The following is a 12,795-nucleotide window of genomic DNA, read 5'->3' on the forward strand; positions in this document are numbered from 1 at the left end:
ACACCATGTCGGCGACACCCTGGAGACTGTTCCTCGCCATCGCGGCGCTGGTGCTGATCTGGATCATGGTGTTCTGGCTCTACGAGCCGCCGCCGCCGCCCGTGTCGTTCGGCGACCGGCCCGCGGGGATCGAGAGCGAAGTGACGGAGGCGGCGACGGCGGGGGGAGACACGCGGCGTGATCCGGGGCCGCTGGCGGCCAAGCCGGAGCCGGCGCGGCCGGTCGCGGTGTCGTCCTTGCCGGTGCGGACCGAGGTGAACCCGCAGCCGTATGTGGCGACCCGGGCCTACGTGGTGCAGTCAGGGGATGTGTCGTGGGAGCGGATCGCGGCGCGGGTGCTCGGCGATCGCCGGCGCGCCGAGGAGATCGCAAGGCAGAACCCCCTGGTGAGCCCCGACAAACTCATTCCCGGCCGGACCGTGCTGCGGGTTCCGGCCGAGCCGGCGGTGGCCGCGTCGGGTGCGCCGGCGAAACCGCCCGCGAACGTGCCGGTCGCGGCGACGCCGAAGAAGCCCGAGCCGGCGCCGGAAGGGGAGCGGCAGTACACGATCGCCGCGAAGGACACGCTTTCGGGGATCGCCAAATCGGTGTACGGGCAGTCGTCGCTGTGGGAGGTGATCTACGAGGCGAACCGGGATCGGCTGTCCAGCCCGAACCGGCTCCCGCTTGGCGTGGTGATCCGGATCCCGCCCAAGCCGGCGGCGGCGGCGGGCGCGCAGGGCGAGTAGGCTTGACTCCGTCTTGTGGGCGGAAGGGGTGGTGACGCGGCGGCCGGCCGCGATTCTCGGAGATGCAGCGTGCCAAGCCTCAGGCGAATCCTCGTGACCGGCGGCGCCGGGTTTCTCGGTTCACACCTGTGCGACCGGCTGGTGGCGCAGGGCCACGACGTCATCTGCCTCGACAACTTCTTCACGTCGCAGAAGATCAACATCACGCACCTGCTGGGGAAGCCGAACTTCGAGTTCATCCGGCACGACGTGACGCAGCCGATCGTTCTGGAGGTGGACGAGATCTACAACCTGGCGTGCCCGGCGGCGCCGGGGCATTACCAGTACAACCCGATCAAGACGATGAAGACGTCGGTGCTGGGGGCGATCAACATGCTGGGCCTGGCGAAGCGGTGCCGGGCGAAGGTGCTGCAGGCCTCAACCAGCGAGATCTACGGCGACCCGGAGGTGCACCCGCAGCCGGAGTCGTACCGCGGGGCGGTGAACCCGATCGGGCCGCGGGCGTGCTACGACGAGGGGAAGCGGGCCGCGGAGACGCTGTTCTTCGACTACCACCGTGCGAACAAGGTGAACATCCGCGTGGTGCGGATCTTCAACACCTACGGGCCGCGGATGCACCCGTACGACGGGAGGGTGGTCTCCAACTTCATCCGGCAGGCGCTGGCGGGCGAGGACATCACGATCTTCGGCGACGGGTCGCAGACGCGGTCGTTCTGCTACGTGGACGACCTGGTGGAGGTCATCATGCGGATGATGAACGGCCCGGATGCGTTTGTCGGGCCGGTGAACATCGGGAACCCCGGGGAGTTCACCATCAAGGAACTCGCGGAGCAGGTGATCGAGATGACCGGCGCGAAGAGCAAGTTGGTGCACAAGCCGCTGCCGGCGGACGACCCGACGCAGCGGCAGCCGGACATCACGCTGGCCAGGTCGAAACTGGGCTGGGAGCCGAAGGTCCAGCTGCGCGAGGGGCTGAAGAAGACCGTGGACTGGTTCCGGTCGATCGACCTGAACCAGTACCGGGCGCCGACGCCGAACTACTAGCGCGGGCGGGTGGTCAGGTGGTGAGGGAGCGGACGACCTCTTCGAGCGTGGTGACGCCGGCGCGGGCCTTGTTGAGGCCGTCGTGCCGGAGGGTGAAGAGGCATTTGGCGTCGGTGGCCGCGGCGGCGATCCGCGGGGCGTTGACGCGCTGCATGACCATCTCGCGGAGGGGGTCGATCATGCCGAGCAGTTCGTAGACGCCGACGCGGCCGCGGTAGCCGGTTCCGCGGCAGGCGCGGCAGCCGTTGCCGGTGCCGCGGACGAAGGTATCGGTCGGGCGGATCTCGAGGTCGCGTGGGATGGCGGCCTCGTCGGGGCGGTAGGTCTCGGAGCAGTCTGGGCAGACACGGCGAACGAGGCGCTGGGCCAGCACGCCCTCGAGCGAGGAGGAGACGAGGAAGGGCTCGACGCCCATGTCGAGCAGGCGGGTGGTGGCGCTGCAGGCGTCGTTGGTGTGGAGCGTGGAGAAGACGAGGTGGCCGGTGAGGGAGGCCTGGATGGCGGTCTCGGCGGTTTCCTTGTCGCGGATCTCGCCGATCATCACGACGTCCGGGTCGTGGCGGAGGATGGAGCGAAGGCCCGAAGCGAAATCTAGGCCGACCTTGTGGTTGACCTGGATCTGGTTGACGCCGGCGATGTGGTACTCGACGGGGTCCTCGACGGTGATGGCCTTGATCTCGTCGGTGACGATGCGGTTCAGGGAGGCGTAGAGGGTGGTGCTCTTGCCCGAGCCGGTGGGGCCGGTGACGAGCAGGATGCCGTGGGGGCGGCCGATGAGGGTGTCCCAGGATTCGAGGACCTCGCGGGGCATCCCGAGCTGGTCGAGTGTCATGGCGACCGCGGACTTGTTGAGGACGCGCAGGACGACCCCCTCGCCGAAGAGCATGGGGATGACGCTGACGCGGAGGTCGAAGTCCTGGCCCTTGTGGCGGAGGGTGATCCGGCCGTCCTGCGGGCGGCGCTTCTCGGCGATGTTGAGGCTGGCCATGATCTTCAGGCGGCTGACGATCGCGGTGCCGAAGCGGTGGATGGTGGAGGGGAGGTTGGCCTTCTGCAGGACGCCGTCGATGCGGTAGCGGACGGCGAGTTCTCGCTCGTAGGGCTCGATGTGGACGTCGGTGGCCCGCTCGCTGACGGCTTCCATGAGGATGTCGTTGACGAGGCGGACGACGGATGCCTCCTGGGCCCGCTCGAGTTCGTCGGCGTCGATGGAATCGGCGGCGGAGCCGTTGAGCTCGGTCAGGCCGGCCGCCATCTCGTCGAGGGTGTCGCCGGCGACGCCGTAGTGATCGCGGATGAAGGTGCGGAGCTCCTCTTCATCGGCGAGGACGACCTCGATGGAGCACCCGGTGAGGAGCTTGAGCTCATCGAACATCGAGAGTTCGAAGGGATCGCTGGTCGCGACGGTGAGCGAGTCGGCGGTGCGGGCGATGGGGACGCAGTTCTGCTTGTAGACCAGCTTGGCGGGGAGGGCGCTCAGCACCGTTTCGTCGATCGCGAGTTGTCGCAGGTCGACGACGGGCATGTGGAACTGGTCGCCGATGGCCTGGAGGACCTGGTCGGCGGTGACGATTCCCATGCGGACCAGGACGCGATCGATCCGCTCGCCGCTGGCCCGCTGGGTCGCGACCGCCTCGTCGAGTTGCGGGCGGCTGATCAGGCCACGATCCAGGAGTAACGAAGCGATCCCCATGGGCTCCATTCTACGGCCGGCGGAGTGCGGCCTGGGTCATGCCGGGAAGGTGCAGCTGGTCTTTTCGGTTTCCCACACGGTGATCGACCGGAGGGTCGCGTTGCCGGAGGAGGCCCGGGAGATTGCGGGTTCGAGGAGGCGGAAGCAGACCGCGGCGATGTTCTCGACCGAGGGATTGACCCCGCTGCCCTCGCGGAACTCGGGGGTGTCGACGTTGAGGTGCGTGTGGTCGAACCGACGGACGATCGTCTCCTGGGTGAGCCGCTCGATGTCGGCGAGGCCGAAGGCGGGTTCGGGGGCATCGAGAGAGACCTCGACACATGGCTCGACGAGGTAGTTGTGGCCGTGGCCGGCGGGGTTGTTGCACTTGCCGAAGAGTTCGCGGTTCTGCTCGTCGGTGAGCCCCGCGCAGTGCAGGCGATGGGACGCAGCGAACTCGAACCGCTGGCGGATCAGCGCGCGATTGGTGTCGTGTTGCTGCATCTCGACGCAATAGTAGGGGGAGAGCCGCCATCGCACGGAGTGCACGCTGCCTCGCATCGCGGCGTTGAGGCGGGCGAGAAGATCTGGAAGGATGGTTTCCGGGGGCGAGGTCGGGCGCTCGCGGCAGGCCTGCTCGATCAAGGGGATCGCGGCGGTCCTGACGGCCGCATCCACCACTTTGATATTGACAAAATAGCCGGTGGAGGGGTCTATCTCGCCCTGGCAGCAGACATCGAGTTCGTAGTGCCGACCGAGGCCTCGCATCGTCGGGAAGGCCGCGAAGGTGTTCGCGGCGTCGCCCCAATCGGCCGAGCCGCCCGGCGCCGGGGCCGGGTTAATGGAAAAACGGACGGTGCGGGTGAGGTTGACCATGCAGGCGGATCGTATCGGAGGAGCCGGCGATAGACTGGTGCCGGGTGCGGGTGACGGGTCGGACGGGAGGCTCCTCATGGCAACGAAGTGGTGGTCGGTGGTCCTGGGGGTGCCGGCCATGATCTCGGCGATGCTGGCCTCCGGCGGGCTCGTGAACCGCGAACCGCCCGCGGGCGGTGCGCCGCCGGGTGATGCGGCGGCGAAGAGCCCGTATGTGCTTGGCTACACGATGAAGCGACTTGACGGGACGCCCCAGGATCTTGCGGAGTACAAGGGGAAGGTGGTCCTGATCGTGAACGTCGCGAGCAAGTGCGGCCTGACGCCGCAGTACAAGGATCTGCAGGCGCTGTACGAGGCGAAGAAGGAGAAGGGGCTCGTGGTCCTGGGGTTTCCGGCCAACAACTTCATGGAGCAGGAGCCGGGGACGGACGCAGAGATCGCGGCGTTCTGCGAGGCGGAGTATTCGGTGACGTTCCCAATGTTCTCGAAGATCTCGGTGAAGGGGGACGATCAGCACGAGTTGTACCGGCACCTGTCGGGCCAGGCGCCGCCGATCGGTGGGGACCCGGAGTGGAACTTCACGAAGTTCCTGGTTGATCGGAACGGGAACGTCGTCGCCCGGATCGCCGCCAAAACGCGGGTCAACAGCCCGGAGGTGATGAAACGGATCGATGAGTTGCTCGAGGCGGCCGCGGCGGCGCCGGCCGGTGTGGGCGCTTCGCCCGGCTGAGCGAACTGGCGAGCCGGGTTCGCGGATTGGATAAGTCCCTGTACACTCCGGGCGGATGCCGACCTTCAAGTACGTTGCGATGACCGCGGGGGGGGAGCGGGTAGCGGGCTCGCTCGCCGCGGCGAGCGAGCAGTCGCTGCTGCAGGAGCTGGAGGGGCGCAGCCTCACGCCGGTATTGCTGACCAGGCAGGCGGAGACTGATTCGCCGGGGACGAGGCGGGTGGCGTCGACGCGGCAGGTGGCGGTGGCGTATGCCCAGCTTGCGGACCTCTTGCGGGCGGGTGTGCCACTGCTGAGGGCGCTGAGGCTTCTCGCGAACCAGAAGTCGGCTCCGCGGCTGTCGGCGGTGTTCGCGGAAGTCTCCGATGCGGTCGCCTCCGGATCGGACCTCGCGGAGGCGATGTCGCAGCACCCCGAGGCGTTCGCGACGATTCATGTCGCGATGGTCCGGGCGGGTGAGAAGGGGGGGTTCCTTGAGGCGGTGCTGGCGCGACTGGGCCAGTTCCTCAACAGCCAGGCGGACCTGCGGGCCCGGATTCTCGGGAGCCTGATCTACCCGTGCGTGCTGGTGGCGGCGGGGATCCTGGCGATGGGGCTGATCTTCGGCGTGTTCATCCCGATGTTCCGACAGGTGTTCGACCGGATGCCGCTGGGGTTCCTGACTCGCGCGGTGCTGGCGATCAGCGACGGGGTTCATTCGTACGGGCTGGTGCTGCTGCTGGTGCTGGCCGCGGTGGGGGTGGTGGCGTGGAGGGTGTGGCGGCGCGAGGATGTGCGGGCGGCGGTGGAGCGGGCGAGGCTCAGGCTTCCGGTGCTGGGGCCGCTGACGCGGATGATCGCGGTGGCCCGGTTCTGCCGGATCCTTGGGACGATGCTGGCGAACTCGATTCCGGTCCTTTCGGCGATGCAGATCGCCCGCGACGCGGCGGGGCTGGCGGCGCTGGAGGAGGCGATCGATGAGGCGACCGAGGCGGTTCGGCAGGGGCAGCCGCTGGCGCCTCCGCTGCAGAAGTGCGGGCTGTTTCCCGAGGATGTGCTGGAGATGATCTCGGTGGGGGAATCGGCGAACACACTCGACACGGTGCTGGTGACCGTGGCGGACACGCTGGAGGCCCGGCTGGACCGGATGCTGTCGGTGGCGGTCAAGCTCATCGAACCGGCGATGCTGATGATCATGGCGGTCATCATCGGGCTGGTAGCGATGGCCCTGATTCTGCCGATGACGCAGATGGGCCGGCACTTGTCCGGCTGAGCGGCGGGAGAATGGAGCGATGGCCGCGGATCGGTCGATTCATCACCGGACTAGACTTGCACGCCTCGCCGCGGGATCGCGGAGATTCCCGTGCCGGATCGCAGACCACAAAGGGAACCTGGAGACATGGAAGGATCAACGCGCCTGGTTGTTCGGCGGGTCATACGGCGGGCTCCTCGGGGCTTCACGCTGCTCGAGGTCATGATCGTCATCGTGATCATCCTGGCGATCGCCGGGCTGGTGACGGTGAACCTCATGGGCACGAAGCAGGAGGCGACCAAGGGGACCGTGCAGATCCAGCTCAAGAGTTTCAAGGATGCGCTCAAGCAGTTCAACCTGACGTTCAACAGGTTCCCGACGGACGAGGAGGGGCTGGTGGTGCTCTGGGACAAGTCGGCGCTGTCCGAGGAGGACCAGGGGTCGTGGCGGCCGTACCTCGACGAGGCGACGCCGAAGGATCCGTGGGGGTCGGAGTGGGGGTACAAGGCTGTCGGCGAGAAGGGGCCGGAGGGGATGTTCGATCTGTGGTCCTACGGACCTGACAAGCAGGATGGCACCGAGGACGACATCAGCGTGTGGAAGGCGACCGAGGGAAGCGACTCCGGATCGGGGTCGTCTGGACCTGTCCGACCAACGCCGAGGTCTACCGGCCAGTAAACGCGTGGGGTCCGATGCATCGCGTGCGGAAGCCAGCCCGGTTGTTCAGGCAGCGGGGTGGCGGGCGCGCGTTCACGGTCATCGAACTGGTCATCGCCATTGCGCTGGCGGTGGGGCTGGGCGCGGTGGTGGTGCCGATGACGGTTTCGCGGATGCGCGAAGCGGCGTATCGGGAGGGCGTGGAACGGGTGGGCACGGCGGTCATGCTGGGGCGGGCCGAGGCGCAGCGGCGAGGCGTGATCATCGAGGTCAGGGCAGGGGTTTCGGGTGACGGCTCGGGGCTGATCTCGCTGAGCGAGGTCGCGGGCGAGGCCGCTGGGTCCGAAGAGGCGGAGGGGCCGAATGTTGGGCGCGTGATCGGCGAGCCGGTAGAACTGCCCTCGGGCGTGACGGTGGGCCGGGAGCGTGATCCGGCCGGGCTGGAAGCGGAAGAGATCGTGCTGACGATCTGTCTGCCTGACGGGCGGCTGATTCCATCGGTGGAATCGGTGGTGCTTGCGGGGGCTGGGGGGCGGCGGGGACGCATCGGAATCAATGCGTGGACCGGGGTCAGCCGCGTGGACGCGGTCGCGGCGGGACCGGGGAGCTCGGACGATGCCGGGACCGCGCCAGCGCCGACGGATGCAGAGGCGGGGCGGCCATGAGCGGGCGAGGGCGAACCGGTGCGCTGCTGCTGGAGGTGCTGCTGGCACTGGCGATCATGGTCCCGGCGGGGCTGGCGATCCTGGCACTTGTCGGGCAATCGGGTGACACGCTGATCGCGGCGCGGGAGCGGATGATCGCGGCGGACCTGGCGAACTCGGCGATGGCGAAGATCGAGGCGGGGGTTGAAACGATCGAGACGCTGGATGGTCCGGTCAAGCCATGGGAGGGCGAAGGGGCGGCGGGGTTCGCGGATGCGCCGCCGCCCGATCAGGAGTGGGAGCTGCAGATCGAGTCCGAGCCGAGCCCGTTCGCGGGGCTCGTGAGGGTCTCCGTGGTGGCCATCAAGAACACCGGCGGCACGGCGCGTCGGCTCGCGTCGTGTCACCGGCTGGTGCGGCTTGGCAGGTCCGGCGATGGGCGTGCGACGGAGTGGCCAGCAGGGGGTACGAGATGAGAGCGAGATCGTCCAGGGCGTTCACGCTGGTGGAGGTGCTCGCCGCCGTGGTGTTGTCGGCGATGCTGCTGGGCTCGATCATGGCGTTCCTGTGGAACCTCTCAAACCGGCGTTCGCAGATGCGCCGGATGGTGGAGCAGATGCAGGCGGGGGGTGTGGTGCTCGGGCAGATCGAGTCGGATCTCTTCGGGTCGATGGCGTGGGATCCGGCGGAGGGCGCGGGGATCAAGGGGTCGTCGTCGGCGCTTCGGGTTCTCTCTCGCGGTGTGTGGCCCGATCAGGGGCGCGTGCATGCGGACCTGCAGGTGTCGGAGTACGCGGTGGAGAGCCGGAGCGGGGCGGTCACGGCGCGGCGGTGGTCGGCGGAGGAGGGTGTGACCGCGCCGCCGGTGGAGGTGGTTACGGATCAGCTCGAACGCCTGCGGTTTCGGTACTACGACGGCCGGGAGTGGGTGAGCGAGTTTGACAGCGCCCTAGCGGGGCGTCTGCCGGCGGCGGTTGAGGTGGGCGTGTGGTTTGCGAGGGGAACCGGCTTCGGCGGTGCGACGACCGAGGCCGAGCCGGTGACGCCGCCGGATCGTCTCCGCGTCATGGTCGTACCAGATGGGGCGAGCGAGGAGGGGTCATGAGCGTGCGAGCGTGCGAATCCGTGGAACGGCGCCGCTCGGCGTTCGCGCTGCTGGCCGTGATGATCGTGGTGGCGATCGGGGCGATGATCGGCACCACGATGATCTATCTTGCAGAGGCGGAAGGGGTGGGCGCGGCGCAGCAGACGCGGATCGATGAATCGAGATCGCTCGCGTGGTCGGGTGTTCAGGCGGTGATGGCCGAGTTGGACGCCCAGCGGCTGGATCTGCTGGCGGGGGAGGATCCGCGGGTGACGCGGGAGTGGGTGGTCTTCGGTGGGCCAGAATCCGCGGCGACGCTTGGACGGGAGATGCCCCGAGGGATGTACCGCCTGGTGGCCACGGACGAGTCGGCGCTGCCGCTGGAGTCCGAGCCTGCGCGGATCGATCTGAACTCGGCGACTGAGGCGATGCTGGGGGCAGTCGATGGCGTCGGGAGCACACTGGCGCCGAGGGTGATCGAGTTGCGCGGTTCCCAGCCGGGCGGGTTCTACAGCCTGCATGACCCGGCGCGTGCCGGGGTGTCTCTCCCGCGAGATGCAGGCGAAACGAGGGCGCGAGGGGGAGAGGCTGCTGAGAGTCGGGCCGGCGGCGCGGCGGGGGTCGGGCATGTCACGGTGTTCAGCTTTGACCCCAACGTGCAGGGAACTCGATCGCCGAACGGGCGGGGTGAGTCGATCGGCGCTGCTCGCGTGAACGTGAACCGGGATTGGACCGAGGAGATCGGCCGGCGGGTAGCGGAGCAAGCCGGGGCGGAGGCCGCGGCACCGATTGTGGCCGCGATGCAGGGGGGGAGGTCGATCCAATCGCCGGAAGATCTGGCACGGCTGCTCGTTCAATCGGGGCTCGCGCCCGATGTGGTGGGCCGTGCACTTGATGCGTTGACCACGTCGGACGATCCGTACCTGATCGGTCGGGTGGATCTCAACCGGGCGTCGGCGGCCGTGCTGGCGAGCATTCCGGGGATTGATTCGGCGGCCGCGGCTGCGATCGTCGAGAGGCGGAGCAGCCTGGGGGCGACCGAACGGGGGAACATCGCGTGGCCTCTGGCGGCGGGGGTTCTGACGCCGGAGCAGTTCGTTTCGGCGGCTGGCTATGTGACCACGCGGTCGTTGCAGTGGCGGGTGGTTGTGGAGGGTGGAATCGCCGAGCCGGAGAGCGGGAGTGGTGCGGAGGGAGCAGGCCCGGATGCGGTGCTGCGGGATCGGGTGGTCCTGGAGGCGGTTATTGACGTATCGGGGCCTCGGCCGCGGGTTGCCTATCTGCGGGATGTGAGCCTGGAGGGAGTGGCCCGGGTGTTGGCGGCCCGGGAGAGTCCTGGGGATGTTCGATCCCCAGGGCCTGAACCAGCCGATGCAACCGAGGAGCCGGCGCCGGTTCGGGGTTCAATGGGGCCTCGGCCGCCAGAGATCGGCTATTCTGGTGATCAGCCGGGGGTCACTCCGGCCGCGCCGGCGGTGTTGGGCTTGCCCAGGGACGGGCGGGTCGGTCGTTGGTCTGCCGGGCCGCGAGGAGGATCGCGCTGATGCTCAGGAGGGATCGCCCGCAGGTTTCGATTAACCTCGAGAACGACCGTTTGACGGCCGTGCTCGCCGATGTCGTCGGGCCGCAGGTCGAGATCCGGGCGTGGCTCGCGGTGGATGTTCCGGCGGGCATCGACTCGACGGATGCGGTGGCGATCGGGAAGTGGGTGGGCGAGACGCTTCGGAGCGCGGGGATGTACCGCGCGGCCCGCGCAGGGGGCGTGGTGTTCGCGGTGCCGCGCGGGGAGGTGGTGCTCAAGCGGGTTGCGTTCCCACCGGGGACGAGCGAAGCGGATTTACCGGGCATGGTCAGGCTGCAGATGGTGCGGCAGTTGACGATGTCGCCGGAGAACGCGGCGATTGACTTTGCGAGGATCTCCGCGGTTCCGGCGGGCCCGGGCGGGTGCGTGGTGCTGGCGGGGGCGCTGCAGGGGGACCGGCTTGACTGGAGGCGGGCGATTGCGAGGTCGGCGGGGGTGAGGCTTGGCAGGGTGGCGCTGCGATCGGCGGGAGGGGCGGCGTTGCTGGCGGAATCGTCGCAGCGGCGCGGGGGCGCCACGCTGGGGATCGCGCTTGGGAGCGGGTCGACCGAGTTCATCGTGGTGGAGGATGGGCAACTGGTCTTTGCCCGTGCGACGGACCTGTACCGGCCCGATTCGGACGATGATGTCGAAGCCTTCTCACAGCGGGTCGCTGTGGAGGCCAAGCGGACGTGGATGAGCTACCGCGGGGCTCCGGAATCCAGCGAGATCGAGGCTGTGGCGGTGCTGGGTGCGGATGATGCGGCCAAGAGGGTCGCGGCGCAGTGCCGGGAGTCGCTGGCGCTGCCGAGCGAGGCGACGGATTACCCGGAGTTTGTCCGTGCGCCATCGGGGATGTCGCCCGCGGAGCGGAGCGTCATGGCGCCCCTCGCGGGGCTGCTGGCGGAGGAGGCGATCGGGCGGGACACACTGAACTTTGCCAGCCCGAAGAAGTCACCCGACACGACGGCGATCAGGCGGCAGCGGATGCTGCTGGCGGCGCTGCTGGCGGTGGTGGTCGGCGGGGGCCTGCTGACGACCGCGAACCTGGCCGTGTCGAGGCAGCGGGCGCGGCTTGCGGAGCTTGAATCCGAGTTCCAGTCGCTCGCAGCGGAGTACGGGGAGAGCATCCGGACGCGTGCGAGGGTGGAGCACCTGGACCGATGGGTCGGGTCGCGGGTCGATTGGCTGGCGCATGTGGGAGAACTCACGAGCATGCTCCCCGAGCCTCGATCGGGCGTGCTGGACCGGCTGGACTGCCACGGCGACGTGCGGGTGACGTTCACGCTGCCGAGCCGGCAGAAGCGATACGCGGCCGGGGCGTGGGCCAACGAGGTGCAGGCGGTGTTCGACGTGGCGGGGACGGTGAAGCGGCGCGAGGTTGCCGATGCGCTGCGGGACCTGCTGGTGAAGAACAGCGAGTACGAACTGCAGACCAGGGGACCGGATACGCCGCAGCGGTTTGACTGGTCGCTGACGACGTCGAACCCGCGGCCGCGGAGCGCCGAGCCTCGGGCGACCGACAAGGGGGCCCGAACGCGGGGGAAGGCGTGGCCGCGGCGGGGGGGTGAGGCATGAAGCCGGCAACCAGGAGAGTTGTATGGGGTGGAGCCGCCGCGGCGGCGGTGCTGCTGGGCTGGCAGGGGTACCAGAGGCTGTACCGGATTCCGACCGACGAGCTCTCGGCGCGGATCGGGCAGGTCCGGAAGGAGATCGAGGAGCGGGAGGCGGAGTCGGACCGGCTGCCTGGCCTTCGCAAGCGGCTCGGTGAGATCGCGTCGACGACGCTGGCACGGAGCGAGGAGGGCGTGGCCGCGGCGATGCGAACGGCGCTCAATGAGATCGCGGCCGAGTGCCGGCTGGATCAGCCGACGGTGACAACGCGAGAGCCGGTGGCGATCAAGAGCCCGGCATCGAAGGCGGGGGAGTTGAGCAGCAAGTCGGCGCGGGCCCAGGCGGACTTCTATGCGGTCGAGGCGACGGTGCAGGCGGTCGGCAGCATGGATGCGGTGATCCGTGCCGTTGCGACGCTCGACCATCAGAAATGGGTGCACCGGATCGATCGGTGGGGGATTCGGCCGGTGGACAAGGCGAGGGAGCGGTTTGAGCTCAGCGTTCAGTTGACGACGCTCATGATGCCCGATGTCGCGCCGGCGACCGAGATCGCGTTCGGGGACGGGCGTGTGTGGGAGCCGCTCGCCGATGAGCAGTTCGCGAGGTATCGGCCGATCCTGGCCAATGCGAACTTCCGCGAGCCGCCTGCGGTGCGGGGGCCTGAGGCTCCGGCGGTCGCCTCCGTGGCGCCCGCGTCGCCGGCCTACGAGGACTGGAAAGTAACGGCGGTGGTCCGTGGTCGGCACGGCTGGGAGTTGTGGCTTGCCAACGGCAAGTCGGGGCAGCAGACATCGCTCACTCCGGGCTCGCGCGTGCTGGATGCGACGTTTGTCGACGCGGCGGGCGAGGATGCGACCATCGAGATCGAGGGAACGAGGTACGTGGTGGAGCTGGGGCGGACGCTCGCAGACAGAAGGCCAGCGGTTCGGTAGACTGTCCGGTGTGTGCGGTTGC

The 12,795-nt window shown here is 68.7% G+C and carries 13 protein-coding genes; 11 read left to right on the forward strand and 2 right to left on the reverse strand.

The features are described 5' to 3' along the window. Positions 1 to 5 precede the first annotated feature (5 nt). Positions 6 to 728 carry a LysM peptidoglycan-binding domain-containing protein gene (locus KF745_10000; protein ID MBX3358750.1) on the forward strand — a complete coding sequence of 241 codons (723 nt, stop codon included), beginning with the start codon at positions 6 to 8 and terminating at the stop codon, positions 726 to 728. 69 nt (positions 729 to 797) lie between these two features. Then, the gene (locus KF745_10005; protein MBX3358751.1) at positions 798 to 1,772 is read left to right on the forward strand and encodes an SDR family oxidoreductase; all 975 of its coding nucleotides are present in this window, start codon (positions 798 to 800) and stop codon (positions 1,770 to 1,772) included. 13 nt (positions 1,773 to 1,785) lie between these two features. Here KF745_10005 and tadA read toward each other — a convergent pair whose 3' ends face one another. Both tadA and KF745_10015 read right to left on the reverse strand, forming a co-directional pair. Then, positions 1,786 to 3,465 (reverse strand): Flp pilus assembly complex ATPase component TadA, encoded by a 1,680-nt coding sequence (gene tadA, locus KF745_10010; protein ID MBX3358752.1) that lies wholly within the window; start codon positions 3,463 to 3,465, stop codon positions 1,786 to 1,788. A gap of 36 nt (positions 3,466 to 3,501) precedes the next feature. Next, complete coding sequence (locus KF745_10015) at positions 3,502 to 4,320, reverse strand: 6-carboxytetrahydropterin synthase (protein ID MBX3358753.1); 819 nt, start codon at positions 4,318 to 4,320, stop codon at positions 3,502 to 3,504. A gap of 130 nt (positions 4,321 to 4,450) precedes the next feature. Here KF745_10015 and KF745_10020 point away from each other — a divergent pair, with 130 nt between their 5' ends. The 9 genes from KF745_10020 (at position 4,451) to KF745_10060 (ending at position 12,773) form a co-directional block, all read left to right on the forward strand. Beyond that, positions 4,451 to 5,050 (forward strand): glutathione peroxidase, encoded by a 600-nt coding sequence (locus KF745_10020; GenBank protein ID MBX3358754.1) that lies wholly within the window; start codon positions 4,451 to 4,453, stop codon positions 5,048 to 5,050. Positions 5,051 to 5,105: 55 nt separating this feature from the next. Continuing rightward, positions 5,106 to 6,302: a type II secretion system F family protein gene (locus tag KF745_10025; protein ID MBX3358755.1), complete on the forward strand. Its 1,197-nt coding sequence runs from the start codon at positions 5,106 to 5,108 to the stop codon at positions 6,300 to 6,302. A 126-nt stretch (positions 6,303 to 6,428) separates the two neighbouring features. Continuing rightward, a complete protein-coding gene (gene gspG, locus KF745_10030) occupies positions 6,429 to 6,959 on the forward strand; it encodes a type II secretion system major pseudopilin GspG (protein ID MBX3358756.1) in 531 nt (176 codons plus the stop codon). A gap of 23 nt (positions 6,960 to 6,982) precedes the next feature. Beyond that, the gene (locus KF745_10035; protein ID MBX3358757.1) at positions 6,983 to 7,603 is read left to right on the forward strand and encodes a type II secretion system protein; all 621 of its coding nucleotides are present in this window, start codon (positions 6,983 to 6,985) and stop codon (positions 7,601 to 7,603) included. Further along, a complete protein-coding gene (locus tag KF745_10040) occupies positions 7,600 to 8,058 on the forward strand; it encodes a hypothetical protein (protein MBX3358758.1) in 459 nt (152 codons plus the stop codon). Before KF745_10035 ends, KF745_10040 begins: the two co-directional genes overlap by 4 nt. Then, entirely contained in the window at positions 8,055 to 8,687 is a 633-nt protein-coding gene (locus KF745_10045) for a prepilin-type N-terminal cleavage/methylation domain-containing protein (protein MBX3358759.1), read from the forward strand. Before KF745_10040 ends, KF745_10045 begins: the two co-directional genes overlap by 4 nt. Further along, complete coding sequence (locus KF745_10050; protein ID MBX3358760.1) at positions 8,684 to 10,210, forward strand: helix-hairpin-helix domain-containing protein; 1,527 nt, start codon at positions 8,684 to 8,686, stop codon at positions 10,208 to 10,210. Before KF745_10045 ends, KF745_10050 begins: the two co-directional genes overlap by 4 nt. Beyond that, positions 10,210 to 11,805, forward strand: coding sequence for a pilus assembly protein PilM (pilM, locus tag KF745_10055; GenBank protein ID MBX3358761.1), 1,596 nt, complete (start codon positions 10,210 to 10,212; stop codon positions 11,803 to 11,805). The genes KF745_10050 and pilM overlap by 1 nt, the downstream gene beginning before the upstream one ends. Further along, a complete protein-coding gene (locus KF745_10060) occupies positions 11,802 to 12,773 on the forward strand; it encodes a hypothetical protein (protein MBX3358762.1) in 972 nt (323 codons plus the stop codon). The genes pilM and KF745_10060 overlap by 4 nt, the downstream gene beginning before the upstream one ends. The last annotated feature ends 22 nt before the right edge of the window (positions 12,774 to 12,795 follow it).

Source organism: Phycisphaeraceae bacterium (genome assembly GCA_019636655.1).
In the GTDB taxonomy this organism is placed as follows: Bacteria; Planctomycetota; Phycisphaerae; order Phycisphaerales; family UBA1924; genus JAHBXB01.

What these genes read in the sequence shown, in the direction of transcription:
- KF745_10000 (MBX3358750.1), top strand. Translation starts at nt 6, where the DNA reads ATGTCGGCGACACCCTGGAGACTGTTCCTCGCCATCGCGGCGCTGGTG.
- tadA (MBX3358752.1), bottom strand. Translation starts at nt 3,465, where the DNA reads ATGGGGATCGCTTCGTTACTCCTGGATCGTGGCCTGATCAGCCGCCCG.
- KF745_10015 (MBX3358753.1), bottom strand. Translation starts at nt 4,320, where the DNA reads ATGGTCAACCTCACCCGCACCGTCCGTTTTTCCATTAACCCGGCCCCG.
- KF745_10020 (MBX3358754.1), top strand. Translation starts at nt 4,451, where the DNA reads ATGCTGGCCTCCGGCGGGCTCGTGAACCGCGAACCGCCCGCGGGCGGT.
- KF745_10025 (MBX3358755.1), top strand. Translation starts at nt 5,106, where the DNA reads ATGCCGACCTTCAAGTACGTTGCGATGACCGCGGGGGGGGAGCGGGTA.
- gspG (MBX3358756.1), top strand. Translation starts at nt 6,429, where the DNA reads ATGGAAGGATCAACGCGCCTGGTTGTTCGGCGGGTCATACGGCGGGCT.
- KF745_10040 (MBX3358758.1), top strand. Translation starts at nt 7,600, where the DNA reads ATGAGCGGGCGAGGGCGAACCGGTGCGCTGCTGCTGGAGGTGCTGCTG.
- KF745_10045 (MBX3358759.1), top strand. Translation starts at nt 8,055, where the DNA reads ATGAGAGCGAGATCGTCCAGGGCGTTCACGCTGGTGGAGGTGCTCGCC.
- KF745_10050 (MBX3358760.1), top strand. Translation starts at nt 8,684, where the DNA reads ATGAGCGTGCGAGCGTGCGAATCCGTGGAACGGCGCCGCTCGGCGTTC.
- pilM (MBX3358761.1), top strand. Translation starts at nt 10,210, where the DNA reads ATGCTCAGGAGGGATCGCCCGCAGGTTTCGATTAACCTCGAGAACGAC.
- KF745_10060 (MBX3358762.1), top strand. Translation starts at nt 11,802, where the DNA reads ATGAAGCCGGCAACCAGGAGAGTTGTATGGGGTGGAGCCGCCGCGGCG.